The sequence below is a fragment of the Streptomyces coeruleorubidus genome, from assembly GCF_008705135.1.
Lineage (GTDB): Bacteria > Actinomycetota > Actinomycetes > Streptomycetales > Streptomycetaceae > Streptomyces > Streptomyces coeruleofuscus.
In genome coordinates this window covers 3,796,284-3,820,000 of sequence record NZ_CP023694.1, presented here as the reverse complement: position 1 = coordinate 3,820,000, position 23,717 = coordinate 3,796,284, and the positions used below count along the sequence as shown (strand labels likewise).

Here is a 23,717-nt window from a genome sequence, read left to right as displayed (position 1 = left end):
ACTTGAGGGTGAGACCTGATGCCGAGCCGATTGTGGTGAAGTGGATGATCCTATGCTGTCGAGAAAAGCCTCTAGCGAGTTTCATGGCGGCCCGTACCCTAAACCGACTCAGGTGGTCAGGTAGAGAATACCGAGGCGTTCGGGTGAACTATGGTTAAGGAACTCGGCAAAATGCCCCCGTAACTTCGGGAGAAGGGGGGCCATCACTGGTGATCCGTTTTACACGGTGAGCTGGGGGTGGCCGCAGAGACCAGCGAGAAGCGACTGTTTACTAAAAACACAGGTCCGTGCGAAGCCGTAAGGCGATGTATACGGACTGACGCCTGCCCGGTGCTGGAACGTTAAGGGGACCGGTTAGTCACTCTTCGGGGTGGCGAAGCTGAGAACTTAAGCGCCAGTAAACGGCGGTGGTAACTATAACCATCCTAAGGTAGCGAAATTCCTTGTCGGGTAAGTTCCGACCTGCACGAATGGCGTAACGACTTCTCGACTGTCTCAACCATAGGCCCGGTGAAATTGCACTACGAGTAAAGATGCTCGTTTCGCGCAGCAGGACGGAAAGACCCCGGGACCTTTACTACAGTTTGATATTGGTGTTCGGTTCGGCTTGTGTAGGATAGCTGGGAGACTGTGAAGCGCTAACGCCAGTTAGTGTGGAGTCGTCGTTGAAATACCAGTCTGGTCGTGCTGGATGTCTAACCTGGGTCCGTGATCCGGATCAGGGACAGTGTCTGATGGGTAGTTTAACTGGGGCGGTTGCCTCCTAAAGAGTAACGGAGGCGCCCAAAGGTTCCCTCAGCCTGGTTGGCAATCAGGTGTTGAGTGTAAGTGCACAAGGGAGCTTGACTGTGAGACCGACGGGTCGAGCAGGGACGAAAGTCGGGACTAGTGATCCGGCGGTGGCTTGTGGAAGCGCCGTCGCTCAACGGATAAAAGGTACCCCGGGGATAACAGGCTGATCTTCCCCAAGAGTCCATATCGACGGGATGGTTTGGCACCTCGATGTCGGCTCGTCGCATCCTGGGGCTGGAGTCGGTCCCAAGGGTTGGGCTGTTCGCCCATTAAAGCGGTACGCGAGCTGGGTTTAGAACGTCGTGAGACAGTTCGGTCCCTATCCGCTGTGCGCGTAGGAGTCTTGAGAAGGGCTGTCCCTAGTACGAGAGGACCGGGACGGACGAACCTCTGGTGTGCCAGTTGTTCTGCCAAGGGCATGGCTGGTTGGCTACGTTCGGGAGGGATAACCGCTGAAAGCATCTAAGCGGGAAGCCTGCTTCGAGATGAGGACTCCCACCTCCTAGAGAGGGTAAGGCTCCCAGTAGACGACTGGGTTGATAGGCCGGATATGGAAGCACGGTAACGTGTGGAGTTGACCGGTACTAATAGGCCGAGGGCTTGTCCTCAGTTGCTCGCGTCCACTGTGTTGGTTCTGAAACCACGAACAGCCCCATGCCATGGTCACGGTATGGTGCGGCATAGTTCCACAGTTTCATAGTGTTTCGGTGGTTATAGCGTAGGGGAAACGCCCGGTTACATTCCGAACCCGGAAGCTAAGCCTTACAGCGCCGATGGTACTGCAGGGGGACCCTGTGGGAGAGTAGGACGCCGCCGAACAATTCTTGGGAAAACCCCGCATCTTCGGATGCGGGGGTTTTCTGCGTTTAAGGGCCCTCTTTCGAGGGCCTTTACTGTCACAGGCGTCCAGCCGCCTTCAATGCCAGATACGCGTCCGCCAGGGCCGGCGCCAGGTCGTCGGGTGTCGCGTCCACGACTGTGACGCCGTGACGGCGGAGTTGTTCCGCCGTGTGGTGACGTTCGGACTGGGCCTGGGCGGCTGCGGCTGCCTCGTAGACGTCGTCGACGTTCCCGCGTGCCTTGGCCATTTCGGTGATGTGCGGGTCCGCTACTGATGCCAGCAGGACCGTGTGGCGCTGGGTGAGCTGGGAGAGGACCGGGAGGAGGCCCTCTTCGATGGGGGCCGCGTCCAGGGTGGTGAGGAGCACGATCAGAGAGCGGCGGGGAGACGTGCGCAGGGCCGTGGCCGTGAGGCCGCGGGCGTTCGTCTCGACGAGCTCGGGCTCCAGCGTGGCCATCGCGTTGACCAGTGACGGAAGGACATCGCCTGCCGTGCGGCCTTGGACGAGGGCGCGGACTTTGCGGTCATAGGCGAGCAGGTCGACGCGGTCGCCGGCGCGGGACGCGAGGGCCGCGAGGAGGAGGGCCGCGTCCATGGATGCGTCGAGACGGGGTGCGTCGCCCACGCGGCCTGCCGAGGTACGGCCGGTGTCGAGGACCAGGAGGATGTGGCGGTCGCGCTCCGGGCGCCAGGTGCGTACGGCGACCGTGGTCTGGCGTGCTGTGGCGCGCCAGTCGATGGAGCGGGTGTCGTCGCCGGGGACGTACTCGCGCAGGCTGTCGAATTCGGTGCCCTCGCCTCGGGTGAGGACGCTTGTGCGGCCGTCCAGTTCGCGGAGGCGGGCCAGCTTGGACGGCAGGTGCTTGCGGCTGGTGAACGGCGGCAGGACGCGTACCGTCCAGGGAGCTTTGTGGGTGCCCTGGCGGGAGAAGAGGCCGAGGGGGCCGTACGAGCGGATGGTGACGCTGTCGGCCTGGCGGTCGCCTCGGCGGGTGGGGCGCAGTCGGGTCGTCACGCGCCGGCGTTCGCCCGGGGGGACCGGGAGGCGGTGACGGGAGGCCGTCGTCTCCGTGCCCGGCTGCCAGGTGCTCGGTGGCCAGGCGTCGCGGAGGCGGGCACGGAGGGGGCGGCGGGACGGGTTGGTGATGGTCAGGGTCACGTCCGCTGTGTCGCCGAGGCGTACGGAGGTGTCGCCGGAGCGGGTCAGGCCCAGGCGTCGCACTGGGGCGGCCAGGGCGAAGTCGCAGGCGCAGGCCACGGCCAGGGGCGCGTTGACCGCCAGGATGCCCGTCCAGCTCGGTTCCCAGATGCCGACGGGGAGGGATCCCAGGGCCGCGAGGAGGGCGGCGCGTCCGGTGAGTGCCATCAGCGGGGGACGGGGACGTGGGCGAGGATCGCGTTGATGACGGAGTCGGCCGTCACGCCTTCCATTTCGGCCTCCGGGCGGAGTTGTACGCGGTGGCGGAGGGTGGGGAGGGCCAGTGCCTTCACGTCGTCGGGGATGACGTAGTCGCGGCCTGTCAGCCAGGCCCAGGCGCGGGCGGTGGCCAGGAGGGCCGTGGCGCCTCGGGGGGATACGCCGAGGGTGAGGGACGGCGACTCGCGGGTGGCGCGGCAGATGTCGACGACGTAGGCGGTGATCTCCGGAGAGATCGTCGTCTTGGCGACGGCGGCTCGGGCTGCCTCCAGGTCCGCCGGGCCCGCTACGGGGCGTACGCCGGCGGCCTTGAGGTCGCGCGGGTTGAAGCCCTCGGCGTGGCGGGTGAGGACGTCGATCTCGTCTTGGCGGGAGGGGAGGGGGATGGTGAGTTTGAGGAGGAAGCGGTCCAGCTGGGCTTCCGGGAGGGGGTAGGTGCCCTCGTACTCGACCGGGTTCTGGGTCGCCGCGACCAGGAACGGGTCGGGGAGGGGGCGGGGGGTGCCGTCGACGGTGACCTGGCGTTCCTCCATGGCTTCCAGGAGGGACGACTGGGTCTTGGGGGGCGTGCGGTTGATCTCGTCGGCGAGGAGGAGGTTGGTGAAGACCGGGCCGGGCTGGAAGGAGAACTCGGCGCTGCGGGTGTCGTAGACCAGGGAGCCGGTCACGTCGCTGGGCATCAGGTCGGGGGTGAACTGGACGCGTTTGGTGTCGAGTTCGAGGGCGGAGGCGAGGGCGCGGACCAGGAGGGTCTTGGCGACGCCGGGGACGCCTTCGAGGAGGACGTGGCCGCGGCAGAGCAGGGCGACGACGAGGCCGGTGACGGCGGGGTCCTGGCCGACCACGGCCTTGGCGATCTCGGCGCGCAGGGCCTCCAGGGCGGCTCGGGCGGTGCCCTGGTCCCCGGTCTGCCCGGCGTTGTCAGTGGTCGGGTCCATCATGGACGGCGTACCTCTCTTTCGAGGGCGTCGAGTTGGTCGGCGAGTGCGATGAGTGCTGCGTCGTCGCTGGGCGGTGGTCCGAAGAGGAGGGTGCGCAGGTCCTGTCCGTCGCCGTGGAGGTGGGCGGACAGGGCTGGGAGCAGGGCCTCGGGTGTGTGCGCCTGGGTGACGGGGACGCCTGTGAGGGGGGCGAGGCGGGTGCGGGTGGTGGAGCGAAGAGCGTTGGCCGCGCGGTCGCGGGCGTCGGCCTTGCGGTAGAGGCGGGCGCGGCCTTCGGCGGTTTCGGAGGCGCGGATCGCGACGGGGAGTTTTTCGGGCACGAGGGGGCCGAGCCGGCGTGCCCGCCAGAGGGCGGCCAGGGCTGCGGCGATGAAGAGTTGCAGGGTGCCCCAGAGCCAGCCCGAGGGCAGCAGGTCGAAGAAGCTGCGTTCGTCGTCGGTGCCGGTGGCCGACGTGTCGGAGAGCGAGGGGAGGTACCAGACCAGATGGGGGCGGGAGCCGAGGAGTTGGAGGGCGAGCGAGGCGTTGCCCTGCTTGTCGAGGCGGTCGTTGAGGAGGATGTCGGGGGCGCCGAGGACGACGGTGTCGCCGTCCCCGGTCGGGTCCGGGAGGCGCAGCAGGGTGGCCAGGCGCTCGCTGGTGTAGCACTTGTCGGCGTCGAGGTGGGTGGTGGTGTAGCGGACGCCGCCCGTGTCGGCGGTGCCCGCGCGCCGGGCGGCGGGCAGGTCGCAGTCGGGGGAGAGAGTGGAGTCGAGGCTGGTGGCGGGGTCGGCGGTGACGCCGGGGGTGAGCCGTTCGACGGACGCGCTGCCGGGGGCGACCAGGACAGTACGGCCGTCGGAGTCGGCGAACGCGTTGTGCAGACGGGACTGCTGACTTCGGCTCAGCAGGTCGGGGACGGCGACCAGGAGGGTCGTGTCCGGGCCGGTTGCGGCGGCTGCCTCGTCCAGGGTGGTGACCACGCGCGTGTCCACGCCCCGGTCGGCGAGGAGCTCGGCGACGGCGCGGCTGCCGTTGGGGTCGGCGGAGCGCGGGTCGAGTTCGCCGTGCCGGGCGTCGGAGCGGATCACGGCGATGGCGATGGCTCCCACCAGGAGCAGTACGAGGGCGAGCGCGATGCCGCGCGCGCGGGTCCATACCTGGCGTGCGGTGGGCGAGGCCGAGGTGGACGGGAGCGTGGCCTCGGTGGTCATTCGGCGGCTCCCTGGCGGGTCTGGGGGGCCGTGCTGTGGGCGCTGCTGCTCGCGAGCTGGGGCTTGGTGCGTTCCAGGTCGCGGTCGAGTTCGGCGATGCGGTGGTACGACTGCTCGGTCGCCGACCGGCCGCCGTACGTCACGTCGTCGAAGTCGCGGGCGGCGGAGCGTAGTCGGTCGGTGTGGGCGGGCAGGGCCCGGCCGGCTTCGGCGGCGGCCTCGTCGGCGGTGCGGCCGGGGCGGGCGTCGAGGAGGGCGCGTTCCTCCAGGGCGCGGACGAGGGCCCGCATGCGCTCCTGGACGGCCTGGTTCCAGTGGCCCTGGGCGGCGTGCGCCTCGGCGGCGGCGCGGTGGTCGGCGGCGCTGCGGGGGCGGTCGTCGAACAGGGTGGCGGACGAGGTGGGTTGGCGGCGCGGGGTGCCCAGGCGCCACCACAGGGCGGCCAGGACCGCGACGACGGCCAGAATGATGACGACCAGGCCGAGTGCTCCGCCGGGTGTGGCGCTCGAGGCGGCGTTGAAGAGTTTGTCGAGCCACTCCCAGAAGGCGTCCAGGGCGCGCTGGAACAGACTGGGGTCGTCCTCGTGGTACATCCGCTTGGACAGCTCGCGTCGGGCCGCCTCGCGCGCGGGGTCGCGCGGTGTGGTGAGGGGCGGTTCGTCGGCGGAGCGTGCCGACGACAGCACCGAGGTGTCGCCGGCGCGCAGCACTGTGCGTATGGCGGTGCGTGGCAGCGCCGTTGTGAGAACTTCCCCCGCCCAGGTCACCGCATCAGCTCCCCGGGGTGGCGCCGGGGGCGTTGGGGCCGTAGCCCTGGACTCCGGCGGCGCGGGCCAGTTCGAGGTCGAGGGCCTCGCGGCGGATGCGCTGGTCGATGTAGAGGAGCACGGTGACGCCCGCCGTGATCGGGAACGTGATCATGGAGCCGATCACCGAGCCGATGCCGCTGACGATGAGGAACGTCCAGCCGAGGCTGCCGACACCGGAGTTGAGCCAGCCGGTGATGCCGTCGCCGCTCAGGGCCCCGGCGAGGAAGGTGAAGGGGATGACGATGATCGAGGCGACGACGTTCGCGATGATCGTGGCGAGCAGCTGGATGCCGAAGATCCGCCACCAGGTGCCCCGGACCAGCTTCGTGGAGCGGCTCATCGCCTTCTTGATGCCCTGCTTCTCCAGCATCAGCGCGGGCGAGGCCAGGGAGAAGCGGATCATCAGCCACAGGGCGACGATGCCGGCGCCGATGATGCCCAGGACGGTCAGGGCGACGCCCGCTCCGGTGCTCCCGGCGACGCTGACGAGGATGCCGGGCAGGGTTCCCACGGTGACGATGCCGGCGGTGATGAGCAGCAGCAGGCAGATGAGGCCGAAAAGTCTGACGACCTGAGGGCGGGCGTCCCGCCAGGCCTCGCCGATGGTCACCGACTTGCCGAGCACGGCGCGGCTGGTGACGGTGGTGAGCAGTGCGGTCGCGATGACGGTGCCGACCAGGGAGATGACGAAGACGACGGTGGAGTTGAGCATGGCGTCGCCCAGGGCGCGGCTCAGTTCGCTGAGGGTGGCGCTCGGGTCGTTGAGGGCGTCGGTGCTGGAGTCGTCAAGGACGAGGCCCTGGAACAGCACGACGATGATCTCGGTGATGACCGCGACGGTCAGGGAGATGCCCAGGACCGTGCGCCAGTAGGTGCGCATGGTGGAGACCGCGCCGTCGAGGATCTCGCCCACGCCGAGCGGGCGGAGCGGGATCACGCCGGGCTTGGCCGCGGGCGGGGGGCCGCCCCAGGCGCTGCCCCAGCCGCCGGGGCCGCCGGGGCTTCCTGGACCGCCGGGACCGTATCCACCGGGGCCGCCAGGGCCGTAGCCGCCGGGGGGCTGAGTGCCCCAGCCCGGGCCGGGCGGCGGGGGCGGGGGAGCCTGGCCGGGGCCGGCCGGGGCGCCGGGGCCGCTGGGGGCGGACCACTGGGCGGGTGGCGGCTGGTCCTTGGACCACTGCGGGCCGGGGGCCTGCGGGGCCTGGCCAGGCTGGCCCGGCTGGTCCGTGGGCTGTGCGGGGCCGGGGCGGTCGGAAGGTTCGGCAGGGTTGGGGTGGTCGGCGGGCTCGGCAGGGCCGGACGCGTCAGGCTTCTGCCCGTCGGACGGGGCGGATCCGGGCGAGGCCCAGCCCGGAGTGTCGTTCATCGTCGCTCCTTCACGGTGCCCGTCCGCGGTCGCGGCGGCAGGTTGGCAGCCATCGTGCCATGGGGTGGTCTTGGAGTGACCGGCAGCGGTATGGGCTGCGTACCTTCAATTGTCCGCTGGTTAGGGGGCAGACTGACCGCATGGCTGATCAGTACGCGTACAGCGGCGATGACAAACGGCCGACCGAGATCCCGGCGATCCGTTGGGAAGAACCACCGGAAGGACCCGTTCTGGTCCTTCTCGACCAGACGAGGCTGCCGGTCGAGGAGGTCGAACTGGTCTGTACGGACGCGCCCGCGCTCGTGGAGGCGATCCGCTCGCTCGCCGTGCGCGGGGCGCCCCTGCTCGGTATCGCGGGAGCGTACGGCGTCGCGCTCGCCGCCGTGCGGGGCTTCGACGTGGACGAGGCCGCGGTCGCGCTGGCGAGCGCCCGGCCGACCGCGGTGAACCTGGCCGTGGGTGTGCGCCGGGCGCAAGCGGCCCATGAGGCCGCGCTCGCCAATGGCGGTGACATCAGGCAGGCGGCCGCGGCGGCGCTGGCGGCGGCGCGGCAGCTGCACCGGGAGGACGCCGAGGCCAGTGGGCGGATGGCCGAGCACGGGCTGGCGCTGCTGGACGAGCTGCTGCCCGGCGGCGGACACCGGATCCTCACGCACTGCAACACCGGTTCGCTGGTGTCGGGCGGGGAGGGGACGGCGTTCGCGGTGGCGCTCGCGGCGCACCGGGCGGGGCGGCTGCGGCGTCTGTGGGTGGACGAGACGCGTCCGTTGTTGCAGGGCGCCCGCCTGACCGCGTACGAGGCGGCGCGCAGCGGGATGGCGTACACGCTGCTCACCGACAACGCGGCCGGGTCGCTGTTCGGCGCCGGGGAGGTGGACGCCGTGCTGATCGGGGCGGACCGCATCACGGCGGACGGATCGGTGGCGAACAAGGTCGGGAGCTATCCGCTGGCGGTGCTCGCGCGGTATCACCATGTGCCGTTCATCGTGGTGGCGCCGGTGACGACGGTGGATCCGGACACCCCGGACGGGGCGTCCATCGAGGTCGAGCAGCGGGCCGGTCATGAGGTGACCGAGTTCGTGGCGCCGCAGGTGCCGGTGACCGGGGCTGAGGCGGGCGGTGGCATTCCGGTGGCGCCGCTGGGGACCCAGGCGTACAACCCGGCGTTCGACGTGACCCCGCCCGAGCTGGTGACGGCGATCGTCACGGAGGAAGGCGCGGTTTCGCCCGTCACGGCTGAGGCGCTCGCCGAGGTGTGCGCCCGGTCGCGCCGGGTGTCGGCGGGCTGAGTCGGGCGGCTGCCGGAGCGCGTACGCAGTGGCGCGGGCTCCGGCGACCTCGTCCCTTCGCGGGGGGACCGGGGGCTCGCCGTTGCCCGTCGTCGAGATCAACAGGGGTGGGCGAGGGCAGACAGTAGCGCTTGCTGCGACTATGGTCACTGCCGGTGACCTACCTCACCACTGCCTTCGCCACCGTTATGAGAATGGGATGATGTCGTTTATGAAGGGACGAGTCCTTGTCGTCGACGACGACACCGCACTGGCCGAGATGCTCGGCATTGTGCTGCGTGGTGAGGGTTTCGAGCCGTCTTTCGTGGCCGACGGCGACAAGGCGCTTGCCGCCTTCCGTGAGTCCAAGCCCGATCTGGTGCTGCTCGATCTGATGCTGCCCGGTCGGGACGGCATCGAGGTGTGCCGTCTGATCAGGGCGGAGTCCGGGGTGCCGATCGTGATGCTCACGGCGAAGAGCGACACGGTCGATGTCGTCGTGGGTCTGGAGTCGGGTGCCGACGACTACATCGTGAAGCCGTTCAAGCCGAAGGAGCTGGTGGCCCGGATCCGGGCGCGGCTCAGGAGGTCGGAGGAGCCCGCTCCGGAGCAGCTCGCCATCGGTGACCTGGTCATCGACGTGGCCGGGCACTCCGTGAAGCGGGACGGGCAGTCGATCGCGCTGACGCCGCTGGAGTTCGACCTGCTGGTCGCGCTCGCGCGCAAGCCGTGGCAGGTGTTCACGCGCGAGGTGCTGCTGGAGCAGGTGTGGGGCTACCGGCACGCGGCGGACACGCGTCTGGTCAACGTGCACGTGCAGCGGCTGCGCTCCAAGGTCGAGAAGGACCCGGAGAAGCCGGAGATCGTGGTGACCGTCCGCGGCGTCGGGTACAAGGCAGGGCCGAGCTGACATGTCCGGCGACAGTGCCGCTTCGGCGCCCGGACGGTCCGGGGGCCGCCCGGGGCGGCCTGTCGGGCGGAAGAAGGCCGGCTCGCGTTGGGGGCGGTTTCTGGAGAGCGGGCTGCTGCTCCAGGGCGGGGTCCAGGGCAGCCCGGTCATCCGGCTGTTCATGCGGTGGGTGCGCCGGCCGTTGCTGCCCGTCATGCGGCTGTGGCGGCGCAACATCCAGCTCAAGGTCGTCGCGACCACGCTGCTGATGTCGCTGGGCGTGGTCCTGCTGCTTGGCTTCGTGGTGATCGGGCAGGTGCGCAACGGCCTGCTGGACGCCAAGGTGAAGGCGTCGCAGAGCCAGGCCACGGGCGGGTTCGCGGTGGCCAAGCAGAGGGCCGACGAGGCGGCGAGCGGCACCGGCGACGATGTCGCCACGGCGGACGGGCGTCCCGCGCAGAACGTCTCCGAGTGGATGAGCGACCTCGTCTCCTCGCTGTCCAGCGGCGGCCAGGGCGCCTTCGACGTGGTGACGCTCCCGGCCTCCGACGAGGACGGCGCGGGCGGCCGTGGGCAGCGTGCCTCCGGTGAGGTGGACTGGAGCAGGAGCGTGCCCCCCGAGCTGCGCGAGCGGATCGGCAGCAGCGCGACGGCCGCGCAGAGCTACACCCGCATCACGTACAACAACGTGACCAAGGACTCCCAGCCGGGCCTGGTCGTCGGCAAGCAGGTCAACGACCCCAACGGGGACCCGTACCAGCTCTACTACCTCTTCCCGCTCACCCAGGAGGAGAAGTCGCTGAGCCTGGTCAAGGGGACTCTCGCGACGGCCGGGCTGTTCGTCGTCGTCCTGCTGGGGGCCATCGCCTGGCTCGTGGTGCGCCAGGTGGTCACGCCGGTGCGGATGGCGGCGGGGATCGCCGAGCGGCTGTCCGCCGGGCGGCTTCAGGAACGTATGAAGGTCACGGGCGAGGACGACATCGCGCGGCTCGGCGAGGCCTTCAACAAGATGGCGCAGAACCTCCAGCTGAAGATCAGCCAGCTGGAGGATCTGTCGCGGATGCAGCGCCGGTTCGTGTCGGACGTGTCGCACGAGCTGCGTACGCCGCTGACGACCGTGCGGATGGCCGCGGACGTCATCCACGAGGCGCGGGAGGACTTCGACCCGGTGACCGCGCGGTCCGCGGAGCTGCTCGCCGACCAGTTGGACCGGTTCGAGTCGCTGCTCGCGGATCTGCTGGAGATCAGCCGGTTCGACGCGGGTGCCGCGGCGCTGGAGGCGGAGCCGATAGACCTCAGGGAGGTCGTACGGCGGGTGGTCAGCGGGGCCGAGCCGCTCGCGGAGCGCAAGGGGACGCAGATCCGTGTCCTGGGCGACCAGCAGCCCGTCGTCGCCGAGGCCGACGCCCGGCGCGTGGAGCGCGTGTTGCGCAACCTCGTCGTGAACGCCGTCGAGCACGGTGAAGGCAGGGATGTCGTCGTCAAGCTCGCCGCGGCGGGCGGTGCGGTCGCGGTCGCGGTGCGGGATTACGGGGTCGGGCTCAAGCCGGGCGAGGCGACGCGGGTGTTCAGCCGTTTCTGGCGGGCCGACCCGGCACGCGCGCGTACCACGGGTGGTACGGGTCTGGGGCTGTCCATCGCCCTGGAGGACGCGCGGCTGCACGGCGGCTGGCTTCAGGCGTGGGGCGAGCCGGGCGGCGGTTCGCAGTTCCGGCTGACGCTGCCCAGGACCGCGGACGAGCCGCTGCGGGGCTCTCCGATACCGCTGGAGCCCAAGGACTCACGGCGGAACCGGGGGCTCGACGACGCCGGTCTGCCGTGCGGCGGCGGGGACGGCGAGAAGCGGGCGACCGTGCCGGCACAGTCGGCGAGCGGGCCGGGGCCGGCGCGGGACCCGATACCGCCGCGGGCGGCCTCCGCGGCCCCCACGGCCGATCCGACGGCGCTGCCCGGCAACGGCGCGCGCGTGGTGCCCCGGCCCGCCTCGGGCACGCGGCGGCAGGACGATCCGCAGGCGGCCCCGGAGCAGCCGGCTCGCGGCGGGGGTGCGGGCGGCCCGGCGGGCGCGGGCGGCGATGGCCTGGCGAGCGGTTCGTCAGAGGCGGTCGGCAACGGTGTGGTGAGCGGTCCGGCGAGTACGCCCGGCGACGGCGGGCCGAGTGGTCCTGCTGGGGCCTCTCGGGACCAGGCCGTGAACGGGCCGCGGGACGCGGACAGGGACAACGGATCCGCAGGCTCGGACAGGAAATCCGAGTCGGAGAACGCGGACAGGCATGGGGAGGCATCTCGTGGGCGCTGACCGTGGGGGGCGCGGTCGGCGTACGCCCGCGCGCGTGATGGCGTACGCCACTGGTGGCGTCCTGCTGCTGGCGGGGTGTGCCTCGATGCCGGACAGCGGGGATCTGCGGGGTGTGGAGTCCACACCGCGCCAGGAGACCCAGGTGCGGGTGTTCGCCGTGCCGCCGGGTGAGGACGCGCAGCCCTCGGAGATCGTGCAGGGCTTCCTGGAGGCGCTCACCAGCGACGATCCGCACTACAAGACCGCGCGCCAGTACCTGACGGGTGAGGCCGCCAAGACGTGGCGGCCGGAGACTTCCACGACGGTGCTGACGGACGGGCCGGGTGCCGAGCCCGAGGGCGCGGGCGGCCGGGAGGACACCGGCGAGATCACGTACATGCTGACGGGCACCAAGGTGGCCACGGTGGACGCACAGCAGTCGTACGCGCCGGCGACCGGGGCGTACGCCAGGACCGTGCACCTGAAGAAGGGCGAGAAGAGCGGCCAGTGGCGAATCGACGCGCTGCCGCAGGGCGTCGTCATGGGCGAGTCGGACTTCCAGCGCAACTACATGTCCGTCAACAAGTACTACTTCGCTTCGAACACCACGGTGGCCGTGGCGGACACCCAGCCCACCGCGGTCGCCGACCCCGTGTACGTCCGCCGGCGGGTGGATCCCATGACGCAGATGGTGCGCTCCGTCCTGAGCGGGCCGACGCGGTGGCTCGGGCCGGTGGTCAGGTCGAGCTTCCCCACCGGGACGGCGCTGACGAAGGACGCCGGCGCGCTGACGCCCGACGACCGGAACAAGCTGACGATCCCGCTCAACGACAAGGCCGCGCGCGTCGGCACCAACCGGTGCGAGGAGATGGCGGCCCAGCTGCTGTTCACGCTGCACAGCCTCAGCCCCGCGGTGGACGGGGTCGAGCTGCGGGCCGGCGGGGCGGAGCTGTGCTCGCTCACGCGGCAGGGAGCCGACGCCGTCGCCCTCCGGAGCGCGGTGCGCAGCCCCGACTTCCTGTACTTCGTCGACGCCAAGGACCGGCTGGTACGGATCCCCGCAGGCGACAGCGACACCAAGCCGGACCCGGCGCCGGGGGCGCTGGGCGAGGGCGACACGGCGCTGCGGTCGGTGGCGGTGTCGCGCGACGAGCACACCGCGGCCGGAGTCAGCCTCGACGGCAAGTCGCTGTACGTGGGGTCGATGGTCTCGGGCGGTTCGCTCGGCGAGCCGGTGCTGCGCAGCCACGGCCCGACCGAGAAGGACCGGCTGACCACCCCCAGCTGGGACGCCCACGACGGGCTGTGGGTGGCCGACCGCGACCCGGACGATCCACGGCTGCTCTTGCTGGAGGAGGGCAAGGGCGATCCGCTGGAGGTCCGCACGCCGCACCTGGACGGGCGGATCCAGGCCGTGCGGGTGGCCGCCGACGGGGTGAGGATCGCGCTCGTCGTGGAGAAGGGCGGCAAGAAGACCCTGCTCATCGGGTTGATCGAGCGGGAGGGGAAGCCGGGCGAGCAGTCGGCCGTCAGGGTCGTCGAACTGCGCTCCGCGACCCCGGAGCTGGAGGAGATCACCGCCATGTCGTGGGCCGGGGACAGCCGGCTCGTGGTGGTCGGGCGCGAGCACGGTGGCGTGGAACAGATGCGGTACGTCCAGGTCGACGGCTCCACGCCGGACATACCGGCGCCTGCGGCCCTGACCGGAGTCAAGGAGGTCACCGCCGCGGAGGACGACCAGTTGCCGCTGGTGGCGTACTCGGTGGACGGAATCGTCCGGCTGCCGTCGGGTGCGCAGTGGCAGAAGGTGACCGAGGGGACGGCGCCGGTCTACCCGGGGTGAGGTGGTGCCCCCGTGGCCGGTGCGCGGGGCGCGCTTGTGTGCGCCCCTGGTCGGTCGCTGAGCCGGCTCACGGGGGAGGCGCATGGGGCCGCCCCACGGAGCCGTCCCACAGGGCCGTCACTCGTGTGAGGGACGAACGGTTCGCCTGGCGGGGAGTTGTCCACAGGCCGTTGTCCACAGGGGTGGCCGGAGAGGCCCCGGGGCGGCACAGTGGTGGCCATGCGGGGGTGGTGGCAGGACCTCACCGACCTGGTGCTGCCGGCCGAGTGCGGGGGCTGTGGGAGGCCTCGTACGGTGCTCTGCCCGGAGTGCCGTGCGGTGCTGAGCGGAGTCGCGGCACGCCGGGTGCGGCCGGTGCCGGAGCCGCCAGGGCTGCCCGTGGTGCACGCGGCGGCTCCGTACGCGGACGAGGTGCGGGCGACGCTGCTGGCCCACAAGGAACGGGGCGCCCTCGCGCTCGCCGGTCCCCTCGGGGTGGCCTTGGCGGGAGCCGTGCGGGCGGGGCTTCGGAAGGCGTGGGGCGGCTCCTGGGCCAGGGCCGAGGGGGCGTGGTCCCGGGGCGCCGGGGCTGCTGTGCTGCTTGTGCCCGTGCCGTCGGGGCGGCGGGCCGTGCGGGCCCGGGGGCATGATCCCGCGCGGCGGATCGCGCTCGCGGCGGCTGGAGAGCTGAGGCGGAGCGGGATGCCTGCCCGGGTGCTCAGCGTGCTGCGGCAGCGGCGGGCCGTGGCCGACCAGTCGGAGCTCAACTCCCGGCAGCGACTGGACAATCTCGCGGGCGCGCTGGCGGTGGTGCCCGGAGGTGCCCGGCTGCTCTCCGGCGGGCCGGTCGTCCTCGTCGACGACGTGATGACCACCGGGGCGTCCTTGGCGGAGGCCGCGCGGGCGGTGCGGGCGGCGGGGCCGGTTTCGAACGCTGCTGGGGCCGCGGCCGTGTACGGGGGAGAGACGTGGGAAAGCAGAGAGGAACAGAACGTCGGATCAAGGCGAGAGAGGACGGGCCGGCGGCCCGGCCGGCACGGAATGACGGGCGCGGGCTGCGCCGGCGGAGTCGTTGACGTGGTGTGTGCGGCAGTGGTCGCGGCATCACCGGACTCTTTCCAAATAAACCGGAACTGACTGAGATCTTGCGTCGTTGCAGGTAACGAGAGGGCTTATTCACCTGAACGGAGGTACGCCGCAGTAGAGGGTGACGACATCCGTCCGGGCGAGATATGTTCGGTTGAGAGGGAAAGCCGCAGGCCACACCTCTCGAATCCGAATGCCGTGCCGTGGGAATTTCTTCATCACTCGCGACGGTGGAGTGGAGATCTCGCCCACGGGGGAGGAGGTGGAAGTCACCGAGTCCGAGGTTCCGGGGGACACCGGAACCTGGTGCAAAAGGGAGACGCTCCGCAGCGAAGCGGAGCGATCCGGGAACGGAGTTCTGCGTGGACATCGTCGTCAAGGGCCGCAAGACCGAGGTGCCCGAGCGGTTCCGGAAGCACGTGGCCGAGAAGCTGAAGCTGGAGAAGATCCAGAAGCTCGATGGCAAGGTGATCAGCCTCGACGTCGAGGTGTCCAAGGAGCCCAACCCCAGGCAGGCCGACCGTTGCGACCGAGTGGAGATCACGCTCCGCTCCCGCGGTCCGGTGATCCGGGCGGAGGCAGCGGCGAGCGATCCGTACGCGGCTCTCGACCTGGCGGCGGAAAAGCTGGAAGCCCGGCTGCGCAGGCAGCACGACAAGCGGTTCTCGCGCCGTGGCGCGCGCCGGATCTCGGCCGCAGAGGTCGCCGACCACGTCCCGGGCGTGGCGACGCTCAACGGAAACGGCCTGGTGCCGACTCCGGAGGAGGAGCCGGAAGAGGCCGTCCCCACGAAGAAGATCGGCTCACTCGAAGTGCAGGGTGACGGCCCCATCGTCGTCCGCGAGAAGACCCACGTCGCAGCCCCCATGACCCTCGACCAGGCTCTCTACGAGATGGAACTGGTCGGGCACGACTTCTACCTGTTCGTCGACTCCGAGACCAAGGAACCGAGTGTCGTCTACCGACGGCACGCCTACGACTACGGCGTGATTCACCTCAGGACGGACACGATGGTCACACAGGCGCACTCACCCGACGCGGGCGGTGCGCTCGGCGGCTGACCATGCCGGGTGACAGCGGAGCAGGTGCCCCTGGAGCGCGTGTGCGCCCCCAGGGGCACCCCCGTGCGACCACTTGGCGCCCCGCTCCGTCACCCTGGTGTCGTCCAGGCATGAAATCATGGTTGGCCACGGCCCAACCGGTGGGTCGTGGCTCTGGGTTGGCGATGGCTCAGGACCACAGGCCACAGCCTTCAGGGGGAGGAACGATGGCGGACAGCTTCGGACCGATGCGTGACGAGGGTGCCGACGACGGCGTCGTCGGCATGGGCCCGGACACGGGCTCTCCACGCAAGGAACCGATCAGAGTCCTCGTGGTCGACGACCACGCCCTGTTCCGCCGTGGCCTGGAGATCGTGCTGGCGGCCGAGGAGGACATCCAGGTCGTCGGGGAGGCGGGTGACGGTGCCGAGGCCGTCGAGAAGGCCGCAGACCTGCTGCCCGACATCGTCCTGATGGATGTGCGGATGCCCAAGCGGGGCGGGATCGAGGCCTGCACCTCCATCAAGGAGGTCGCCCCCAGCGCCAAGATCATCATGCTGACGATCAGCGATGAGGAAGCCGATCTCTACGAAGCCATCAAGGCGGGCGCGACCGGCTATCTCCTCAAGGAGATCTCGACGGACGAGGTGGCCACCGCCATTCGCGCGGTGGCCGACGGGCAGTCGCAGATCAGCCCGTCCATGGCTTCGAAGCTGCTCACCGAGTTCAAGTCGATGATCCAGCGCACGGACGAGCGCCGGCTGGTGCCCGCGCCGCGGCTGACGGACCGTGAACTGGAAGTCCTCAAACTCGTCGCGACGGGGATGAACAACCGCGATATCGCCAAGGAGTTGTTCATCTCCGAGAACACCGTGAAGAACCACGTGCGCAACATCCTGGAGAAGCTTCAGCTGCACTCCAGGATGGAAGCGGTGGTGTACGCGATGCGGGAGAAGATCCTCGAGATCCGGTAGGGCTCAGACCCGGTGGGGCTCAGACCCCGTAGGGCTCAGACGAGGATGCGGGCGAGTTCCTTGACGAGGGGCTCGCGCAGGTCCGGTGCGTCGACCAGCTCCACGCGTACGTCCGTGCAGTCCACCCAGGTCGCCGCCTCGGCCAGGGCCTGGGCGACGGCCGGGACCGCCTTCGGGCCGTCGAGCGTGACCTGCTTGGCCACCAGCGTGCGGCCCTCGCGGGCCGGGTCCACGCGGCCGACGAGCCGGCCGCCGGCCAGGACCGGCATCGCGAAGTAGCCGTACACCCGCTTCTGCTTGGGGACGTAGGCCTCCAGGCGGTGGGTGAATCCGAAGATCCGCTCCGTGCGCGCCCGCTCCCAGATCAGGGAGTCGAAGGGCGAGAGCAGCGTGGTGCGGTGGCGGCCGCGCGGGGGTGTCTCCAGGGCCGCGGGATCGGCCCAGGCGGGCTTGCCCCAGCCCTCGACCGTGACCGGGACGAGGCCAGAGTCGGCGATCACCGCGTCGACCTGCTCGCCCTTGAGGCGGTGGTAGTCGGCGATGTCCGCGCGCGTGCCGACGCCGAGGGACTGGCCCGCCAGGCGGACGAGGCGGCGCAGGCACTCGGTGTCGTCCAGCTCGTCGTGCAGCAGGTCCTCCGGGATCGCGCGCTCGGCCAGGTCGTACACGCGCTTCCAGCCGCGGCGCTCCACGCAGACCACCTCGCCGTACATCAGGGCGCGCTCGACGGCGACCTTCGTGCCGGACCAGTCCCACCAGTCGTTCGTCTTCTTCGCGCCGCCCAACTCCGTCGCCGTGAGGGGACCTTCGTTACGGAGCTGCTTGATGACCTCGTCGTAGGCGCCGTCCGGCAGCTCGTGGTTCCAGTGCGGGCGGTTGCGGTAGGCGCGGCGGCGGAAGGCGAAGTGGGGCCACTCCTCGATGGGGAGGATGCAGGCCGCGTGGGACCAGTACTCGAAGGCGTGGGGTCGTGCCGAAGGCGCGCCGGAAACATCAGGCTTCCAGTAGGCGTTCTCCACTGTCTTTCGGCCCACCGCGCCCAGGCGGGCGTACGGGACGAGTTCGTGGGAGCGGGCCAGGACCGAGATGGTGTCGAGCTGTATCGCGCCCAGGTGGCGGAGGATGCCGCGGACGCCGGAGCGGCGGGGTGGGGCGCCGAGGAAGCCCTGGGCGCGGAGCGCCAGGCGGCGGGCCTCGTCTGCGGAGAGTTCTGTTGCGGGGCGCGGGCGCGGGGTGGTCATGGTTTTGCACGATAGGGGGTGGGACTGACAGAGGGGCGTGAGCTGCGGGGTTGGGTGTGGGGTGCTGGGCGCCGGGGCTGGGGTGGGGTGGGTGCGCAGCCCGGCGTAGCGGGGTGCCGCTGCGCCCACCCGTGCCGCCCTTAGCGGCACGATTGCCCGCAGCTCAGCAGCTCAGCAGCTCAGCAGCTCAGCAGCTACGCACGCGCCGGCAGGTACGGGGCCGTCGACGGTAGGCCCATGTCCGATGGGAGGAGCGAGCCGACCCAGGTGTCGCGGCGTACGCCCTTGTTGTTGGTGGCGGCGCGCAGCATGCCTTCGATCGTGAAGCCGGCTCGTTCCGCTACCGCGCGGGAGGCGTGGTTGCCCACCTCGGCGCGCCATTCGATGCGGTCTACGGCGGCCTGGACGAAGGCCCAGCGGCAGGCGGTGAGGGCGGCTTCCGTGATGTAGCCGTTGGAGCGGTGCTGCTTGGCGGCCCAGAAGCCGATCTCGCCCATGCCCAGGGCGTGCATGGTGATGCCGAGCATGCCGGCGAGCTCTCCGGAGTGGAGGAAGACGCCGAAGGTGTACATGGATCCGTCCGACCAGCCGTCGGGGACCAACTGTTCCGTGAAGGCCTCGGCGTTCTCCCGGAGGTACGGCGAGGGGATCGTGGTCCAGCGCTGGATGTCGGGGTCCTGGCAGGCGTCGTACACCGCGTCGGTGTCCTGGGGGCCGACCGTGCGGAGCAGGAGGCGGTCCGTGGTGAGTGTGACGGGGTCCATCGGCCGATTGTGGTCGGGGGACTCTTGGAAGCGCCATCTGATTGCTGTAGGTGAGGGCTTGATCACGCTTCGCTTAATTCGGATGAGGGATGCGGCACCATCCGAGGGGCCCGGACGTTGTCCCCTTTGAAGCAGAGTGAAGCGAAACGAAGCAGCGGACGGTCGCCGTCGCGGCGGGCCCTCCCGGCGCGGTGGGGTCCTCGCATACGATGGCCGTTGCTCAGTAAGTCAAGTGGTAACCGACCGTCCCAGGCCCGACCGGCAAGGAGACCAACCCCCGTGTCCGTCCTCTCGAAGATCATGCGTGCAGGCGAAGGCAAGATCCTGCGCAAGCTGCACCGCATCGCGGACCAGGTCAACTCCATCGAAGAGGACTTCGTCGACCTCTCCGACGCCGAGCTGCGGGCCCTCACCGATGAGTACAAGCAGCGGTACGCCGATGGTGAGAGCCTGGACGACCTGCTGCCCGAGGCGTTCGCCACCGTCCGCGAGGCCGCCAAGCGCGTCCTCGGCCAGCGCCACTACGACGTGCAGATGATGGGCGGCGCCGCCCTGCACATGGGCTACGTCGCCGAGATGAAGACCGGTGAGGGCAAGACCCTCGTCGGCACGCTGCCGGCGTATCTGAACGCGTTGTCCGGCGGCGGCGTCCACATCATCACGGTGAACGACTACCTGGCCGAGCGTGACTCCGAGATGATGGGCCGCGTCCACCGCTTCCTCGGTCTCGAGGTCGGCTGCATCCTCGCCAACATGACGCCGGCTCAGCGCCGCGAGCAGTACGCCTGCGACATCACGTACGGCACGAACAACGAGTTCGGCTTCGACTACCTGCGCGACAACATGGCGTGGTCCCAGGACGAGCTCGTCCAGCGCGGCCACAACTTCGCCATCGTCGACGAGGTCGACTCCATCCTCATCGACGAGGCCCGTACGCCGCTGATCATCTCCGGCCCGGCCGACCAGGCGACCAAGTGGTACGGCGACTTCGCCAAGCTGGTCAAGCGCCTCAAGCGCGGCGAGGCCGGCCAGCCGCTCAAGGGCATCGAGGAGACCGGCGACTACGACGTCGACGAGAAGAAGCGCACGGTCGCCATCCACGAGTCCGGTGTCGCCAAGGTCGAGGACTGGCTGGGGATCGACAACCTCTACGAGTCGGTGAACACCCCGCTCGTGGGCTACCTGAACAACGCCATCAAGGCCAAGGAACTGTTCAAGAAGGACAAGGACTACGTCATCATCGACGACGAGGTCATGATCGTCGACGAGCACACCGGACGTATCCTCGCCGGCCGCCGTTACAACGAGGGCATGCACCAGGCGATCGAGGCGAAGGAAGGGGTGCCGATCAAGGACGAGAACCAGACCCTCGCCACGATCACGCTGCAGAACTTCTTCCGCCTCTACAAGCGCCACGACCACAACGGCAAGGAAATGCCGGGCCTGTGCGGCATGACCGGTACGGCCATGACCGAGGCCGCCGAGTTCCACCAGATCTACAAGCTCGGTGTGGTGCCGATTCCGACCAACCGGCCGATGGTCCGCAAGGACCAGTCCGACCTGATCTACCGGACCGAGGTCGCCAAGTTCGAGGCGGTCGTCGACGACATCGAGGAGAAGCACCGCAAGGGCCAGCCGATCCTCGTCGGCACCACCTCGGTCGAGAAGTCCGAGTACCTCTCGCAGCAGCTCAGCAAGCGCGGCATCCAGCACGAGGTGCTGAACGCCAAGCAGCACGACCGTGAGGCGCAGATCGTCGCCCAGGCCGGCCGCAAGGGCTCTGTCACGGTGGCCACGAACATGGCCGGCCGTGGTACGGACATCAAGCTCGGCGGCAACCCCGAGGACCTCGCCGAGGCGGAGCTGCGCCAGCGCGGCCTCGACCCCGAGGAGCACATCGAGGAGTGGGCGCAGGCCCTGCCCGAGGCGCTCAAGCGGGCCGAGAAGGCCGTCCAGGCCGAGAAGGACGAGGTCGAGAAGCTCGGCGGGCTCTACGTGCTGGGCACCGAGCGGCACGAGTCGCGGCGCATCGACAACCAGCTGCGCGGTCGTTCCGGCCGTCAGGGCGACCCCGGCGAGTCCCGCTTCTACCTCTCCCTCGGCGACGACCTGATGCGGCTGTTCAAGGCCCAGATGGTCGAGCGCGTGATGTCGATGGCGAACGTCCCGGACGACGTGCCGATCGAGAACAAGATGGTCACGCGCGCGATCGCCTCCGCCCAGTCGCAGGTCGAGCAGCAGAACTTCGAGACCCGTAAGAACGTCCTGAAGTACGACGAGGTCCTCAACCGCCAGCGTGAGGTCATCTACGGCGAGCGCCGCCGCGTCCTGGAGGGCGAGGACCTGCACGAGCAGGTGCAGCACTTCATGGACGACACGATCGACGCCTACGTCCAGGCCGAGACCGCCGAGGGCTTCCCCGAGGACTGGGACCTCGACCGGCTGTGGGGCGCCTTCAAGCAGCTCTACCCGTGCAAGGTCACGATCGAGGAGCTGGAGGAGGCCGCCGGCGACCGTGCCGGGCTGACCGCCGAGTTCATCGGCGACTCCGTCAAGGACGACATCCACGAGCAGTACGAGGCGCGCGAGGCGCAGCTCGGCTCCGAGATCATGCGTGAGCTGGAGCGCCGGGTCGTGCTGTCGGTCCTCGACCGCAAGTGGCGCGAGCACCTCTACGAGATGGACTACCTCCAGGAGGGCATCGGCCTGCGCGCGATGGCGCAGAAGGACCCGCTGGTCGAGTACCAGCGCGAGGGCTTCGACATGTTCACCGCCATGATGGAGGGCATCAAGGAGGAGTCCGTCGGCTACCTGTTCAACCTGGAGGTCCAAGTCGAGCAGCAGGTCGAGGAGGTCCCGGTCGAGGACACCAAGCCGGTGGCCGACCTGGAGAAGCACGACGCGGTGCCGGCGCAGGCCGGTGCCCGCCCGGAGATCCGCGCCAAGGGGCTCGACGCCCCGCAGCGGCGCAACCTCCACTTCTCCGCGCCGACGGTCGACGGCGAGGGCGGCACCATCGAGGGTGACTTCGCCGACGACGAGCCGGTGCGTTCCGAGGCCGACGGCCTCACGCGCGCGGAGCGCCGCAAGCAGGCGCGGAGCCGGGGGCGTCGTAAGAAGTGACGGTCGCTGAGGCACCGTAGCGGCTGAAGGGCCGGACACCCCAGGGTGTCCGGCCCTTCGGCTTGGTGGATCGGCGGCTGTGCGGCCTTGTGCGGTGGCTCAGTCGGACTCTGCGCGGGGTGGGCGGGGGCCGCCGAGTTCCACCGCCGTGCAGCGCCAGCGGAGGTCCTGGCCGAGTTCCAGGCGGAAGGCCATCGCGCGCAGCCGGTCGCCGGCGCCGATGCGGGCGAAGGCCTCGATGGCGCCGGGGCGGGGTTCGAAGTAGCCGATGTCGCGGACGACGGGGCGGGCGCCCCGGGTGCGCAGGGGGCCGCGTTCGGCGAGCCAGGCCAGTTCGTCGTAGGCGCGGCCCCGGGTGTGGCGGAGCATCGAGTGGACGGGGCGGTGGCCACTGAGGACGGCGAGGAGGAGGTCGGCGAAGAGGTCGGTGGGGAGGGGGTGAGGGGCCGGACGGCGGGGGTGCTGGGCCGGGACGCGTGGTGCGGAGCCCCGGGAGGCCTGGGCGGTGGTTCGCGGCGCTCTGCGGGGTGCTGTGGGGGTGGCCGAGGGGGACGGCGGGCGGGTGTCCGTGGGGCGGGTACGGGGCCTCACGGCGCGGGCGGAGCCCGGAGGACGGCCGTCGGCTGCCGGCGTGCGGGTGGGGCCCCCGCCCGGGATGCGGGGTGGGGCGGTGCCGCCGGAGGTGCGGGGAGTGGGGCTTCCGGGGGTGCGTGGGGTCGTGCTGCCGGGGGTGCGTGGGTTGGCGGTGCCGCTGGGGCGGCGTGGGTCGCGGCGGGCCGGAGGGCGGCCGTCGGCTGTCGGTGGGCGGGTGGGGCCTCCGCCCGGGGTGCGGGGTGGGGCGGTGCGGCCGGGGGTGCCCGGGGTCGTGCTGCCAGAGGTGCGGGGTGGGGCGGTGTCGCCGGGGGTGCGGGGAGTGGGGCTTCCGGGGGTGCGTGGGTTGGTGGTGCCGTCGGGGCGGCGGGGGTCGCGGCGGGTCGGTGGGCGGCTGGCCGGGCGCTGCTGTGCCCTGGTCATGACCTTGTTCATGGGGTCCCCGTTTCGTGGGCCCGGTGGATACCGGGGAGTAACTTCGGGTTGGTGATCTTGTACGGGTCCGGCGGGGGCAAGGGCAAGGAAGCGGGCCCCCGGTGGCGGGCGCCGGAATGTTCACCTATCCGGGTGGTGCGGAGGGCATGGAGCCGGTCAGCGCGGGGATGCGCCGGGTGAATGCCGGGCGTGGAGTTGCCGCGTCCGGCGTCACGGGACGGAACTCGAAAGGGGACGTCCCGCACGTATCCTGAAGGCCCTCCGGAGCCCTTCGACCATGAAGCGACCACGAAAGAAGCAGCCAGCCATGCGTGTCTACGTGCCCCTGACCCTCCCCGGTCTCGCCGAGGCGTACAGGACGGGTGAGCTGGGAGCCGGGCCGTTCGTCGCGTACGCCGTGACGCCCGGGCTGCGCGAGTGGTACCTCTCCGACGACATCGAGGAACTGGAGTACGCGGCGCTGAGCCGGGCCGCGCTGGCGTCGCTGCGGCTGCTGGCGGCCGAGCCGGAGGCGCCGCGGCGGCGGGTCGTGGTGGCCGTGGACGTACCCGACCGGGTCGCGAGCGCGGATCCCGACCGAGGGCTCGACCCGGCGGCGCTGGGGGAGGTACGGGTCGCCGGCGCCGTCCCGCTGGCCAAGGCGGCGTCCGTGCACGTCGACGCCGCGGACGCGGAGGCGGATGTGACGGCGGCGGCCGAGGCCCTGCCGGCGGCGGACGGTGGGGACGACGACGCGCAGTTCGTCGTGGAAGGGGCGGAGGACCACGAGCTGCTGTGGTTCGCCACGCAGGAGATTCCGAACCTGGTGGGGCGCGGGGACTGAGCGAGCCGGGGCGGGTGCTCTCGG

General features: G+C 70.4%; 16 protein-coding genes, 2 rRNA genes and 1 pseudogene (1 of these 19 only partly in view). 11 read left to right on the top strand and 8 right to left on the bottom strand.

What is annotated here, in order from left to right; all coding sequences use genetic code 11:
• Both CP976_RS17535 and rrf read left to right on the top strand, forming a co-directional pair.
• Positions 1–1,400 (top strand): 23S ribosomal RNA (locus CP976_RS17535) (it extends 1,720 nt beyond the left edge of the window).
• A 95-nt stretch (positions 1,401–1,495) separates the two neighbouring features.
• Positions 1,496–1,611 (top strand): 5S ribosomal RNA (gene rrf / locus CP976_RS17530).
• Between the two features lie 77 nt (positions 1,612–1,688).
• Here the strand turns inward: rrf and CP976_RS17525 are convergent.
• Genes CP976_RS17525 through CP976_RS17505 form a run of 5 tightly spaced genes read right to left on the bottom strand, consistent with a single transcriptional unit; the run spans position 1,689 to position 7,359 of the window.
• The gene (locus CP976_RS17525) at positions 1,689–2,999 is read right to left on the bottom strand and encodes a DUF58 domain-containing protein (protein ID WP_150481226.1); all 1,311 of its coding nucleotides are present in this window, start codon (positions 2,997–2,999) and stop codon (positions 1,689–1,691) included.
• On the bottom strand, positions 2,999–3,988 hold the full coding sequence (locus tag CP976_RS17520; RefSeq protein WP_150481225.1) for an AAA family ATPase: 990 nt from the start codon (positions 3,986–3,988) through the stop codon (positions 2,999–3,001). Before CP976_RS17520 ends, CP976_RS17525 begins: the two co-directional genes overlap by 1 nt.
• Complete coding sequence (locus CP976_RS17515) at positions 3,988–5,184, bottom strand: DUF4350 domain-containing protein (RefSeq protein WP_150481224.1); 1,197 nt, start codon at positions 5,182–5,184, stop codon at positions 3,988–3,990. The genes CP976_RS17520 and CP976_RS17515 overlap by 1 nt, the downstream gene beginning before the upstream one ends.
• Positions 5,181–5,903 carry a DUF4129 domain-containing protein gene (locus CP976_RS17510; RefSeq protein WP_373304846.1) on the bottom strand — a complete coding sequence of 241 codons (723 nt, stop codon included), beginning with the start codon at positions 5,901–5,903 and terminating at the stop codon, positions 5,181–5,183. The genes CP976_RS17515 and CP976_RS17510 overlap by 4 nt, the downstream gene beginning before the upstream one ends.
• A 52-nt stretch (positions 5,904–5,955) precedes the next feature.
• On the bottom strand, positions 5,956–7,359 hold the full coding sequence (locus CP976_RS17505; protein ID WP_150481222.1) for a DUF7847 domain-containing protein: 1,404 nt from the start codon (positions 7,357–7,359) through the stop codon (positions 5,956–5,958).
• A gap of 140 nt (positions 7,360–7,499) precedes the next feature.
• Between CP976_RS17505 and mtnA the strand changes: the two genes are divergently transcribed.
• The 7 genes from mtnA to CP976_RS17470 all read left to right on the top strand — a co-directional run bounded on the left by mtnA (position 7,500) and on the right by CP976_RS17470 (position 16,716).
• Positions 7,500–8,648, top strand: coding sequence for an S-methyl-5-thioribose-1-phosphate isomerase (mtnA, locus tag CP976_RS17500; protein ID WP_150481221.1), 1,149 nt, complete (start codon positions 7,500–7,502; stop codon positions 8,646–8,648).
• Positions 8,649–8,847: 199 nt separating this feature from the next.
• The gene (gene mtrA / locus CP976_RS17495; RefSeq protein WP_003990656.1) at positions 8,848–9,537 is read left to right on the top strand and encodes a two-component system response regulator MtrA; all 690 of its coding nucleotides are present in this window, start codon (positions 8,848–8,850) and stop codon (positions 9,535–9,537) included.
• Position 9,538: 1 nt separating this feature from the next.
• Positions 9,539–11,815 carry an MtrAB system histidine kinase MtrB gene (mtrB, locus tag CP976_RS17490; RefSeq protein ID WP_150481220.1) on the top strand — a complete coding sequence of 759 codons (2,277 nt, stop codon included), beginning with the start codon at positions 9,539–9,541 and terminating at the stop codon, positions 11,813–11,815.
• On the top strand, positions 11,805–13,637 hold the full coding sequence (locus tag CP976_RS17485) for an LpqB family beta-propeller domain-containing protein (RefSeq protein WP_150481219.1): 1,833 nt from the start codon (positions 11,805–11,807) through the stop codon (positions 13,635–13,637). Before mtrB ends, CP976_RS17485 begins: the two co-directional genes overlap by 11 nt.
• A 219-nt stretch (positions 13,638–13,856) precedes the next feature.
• The gene (locus CP976_RS17480) at positions 13,857–14,753 is read left to right on the top strand and encodes a ComF family protein (protein ID WP_150481218.1); all 897 of its coding nucleotides are present in this window, start codon (positions 13,857–13,859) and stop codon (positions 14,751–14,753) included.
• Between the two features lie 311 nt (positions 14,754–15,064).
• On the top strand, positions 15,065–15,763 hold the full coding sequence (gene hpf / locus CP976_RS17475; RefSeq protein ID WP_086853511.1) for a ribosome hibernation-promoting factor, HPF/YfiA family: 699 nt from the start codon (positions 15,065–15,067) through the stop codon (positions 15,761–15,763).
• Positions 15,764–15,969: 206 nt separating this feature from the next.
• Complete coding sequence (locus CP976_RS17470; RefSeq protein WP_150481217.1) at positions 15,970–16,716, top strand: response regulator; 747 nt, start codon at positions 15,970–15,972, stop codon at positions 16,714–16,716.
• 35 nt (positions 16,717–16,751) lie between these two features.
• On the opposite strand, the gene CP976_RS17465 is transcribed toward CP976_RS17470, so the two are convergent.
• Both CP976_RS17465 and CP976_RS17460 read right to left on the bottom strand, forming a co-directional pair.
• A complete protein-coding gene (locus CP976_RS17465) occupies positions 16,752–17,957 on the bottom strand; it encodes a winged helix-turn-helix domain-containing protein (protein ID WP_150481216.1) in 1,206 nt (401 codons plus the stop codon).
• Positions 17,958–18,151: 194 nt separating this feature from the next.
• The gene (locus CP976_RS17460; RefSeq protein ID WP_150481215.1) at positions 18,152–18,721 is read right to left on the bottom strand and encodes a GNAT family N-acetyltransferase; all 570 of its coding nucleotides are present in this window, start codon (positions 18,719–18,721) and stop codon (positions 18,152–18,154) included.
• Positions 18,722–19,000: 279 nt separating this feature from the next.
• On the opposite strand from CP976_RS17460, the gene secA reads away from it, so the two are divergent.
• A complete protein-coding gene (gene secA, locus CP976_RS17455) occupies positions 19,001–21,844 on the top strand; it encodes a preprotein translocase subunit SecA (RefSeq protein WP_150481214.1) in 2,844 nt (947 codons plus the stop codon).
• Positions 21,845–21,943: 99 nt separating this feature from the next.
• Here secA and CP976_RS17450 read toward each other — a convergent pair.
• Positions 21,944–22,630: pseudogene (locus tag CP976_RS17450) on the bottom strand (Rv3235 family protein); the annotation flags it as partial.
• Positions 22,631–23,177: 547 nt separating this feature from the next.
• Between CP976_RS17450 and CP976_RS17445 the strand changes: the two are divergent.
• Positions 23,178–23,693 carry a DUF6912 family protein gene (locus CP976_RS17445; RefSeq protein ID WP_150481213.1) on the top strand — a complete coding sequence of 172 codons (516 nt, stop codon included), beginning with the start codon at positions 23,178–23,180 and terminating at the stop codon, positions 23,691–23,693.
• The last annotated feature ends 24 nt before the right edge of the window (positions 23,694–23,717 follow it).

Bases quoted from the DNA above. Each gene is read 5' to 3' on its own strand.
- CP976_RS17525 (WP_150481226.1), bottom strand. From the start codon at position 2,999: ATGGCACTCACCGGACGCGCCGCCCTCCTCGCGGCCCTGGGATCCCTC.
- CP976_RS17520 (WP_150481225.1), bottom strand. From the start codon at position 3,988: ATGGACCCGACCACTGACAACGCCGGGCAGACCGGGGACCAGGGCACC.
- CP976_RS17515 (WP_150481224.1), bottom strand. From the start codon at position 5,184: ATGACCACCGAGGCCACGCTCCCGTCCACCTCGGCCTCGCCCACCGCA.
- CP976_RS17505 (WP_150481222.1), bottom strand. From the start codon at position 7,359: ATGAACGACACTCCGGGCTGGGCCTCGCCCGGATCCGCCCCGTCCGAC.
- mtnA (WP_150481221.1), top strand. From the start codon at position 7,500: ATGGCTGATCAGTACGCGTACAGCGGCGATGACAAACGGCCGACCGAG.
- mtrA (WP_003990656.1), top strand. From the start codon at position 8,848: ATGATGTCGTTTATGAAGGGACGAGTCCTTGTCGTCGACGACGACACC.
- mtrB (WP_150481220.1), top strand. From the start codon at position 9,539: ATGTCCGGCGACAGTGCCGCTTCGGCGCCCGGACGGTCCGGGGGCCGC.
- CP976_RS17480 (WP_150481218.1), top strand. From the start codon at position 13,857: ATGCGGGGGTGGTGGCAGGACCTCACCGACCTGGTGCTGCCGGCCGAG.
- CP976_RS17470 (WP_150481217.1), top strand. From the start codon at position 15,970: ATGGCGGACAGCTTCGGACCGATGCGTGACGAGGGTGCCGACGACGGC.
- CP976_RS17465 (WP_150481216.1), bottom strand. From the start codon at position 17,957: ATGACCACCCCGCGCCCGCGCCCCGCAACAGAACTCTCCGCAGACGAG.
- CP976_RS17460 (WP_150481215.1), bottom strand. From the start codon at position 18,721: ATGGACCCCGTCACACTCACCACGGACCGCCTCCTGCTCCGCACGGTC.
- CP976_RS17445 (WP_150481213.1), top strand. From the start codon at position 23,178: ATGCGTGTCTACGTGCCCCTGACCCTCCCCGGTCTCGCCGAGGCGTAC.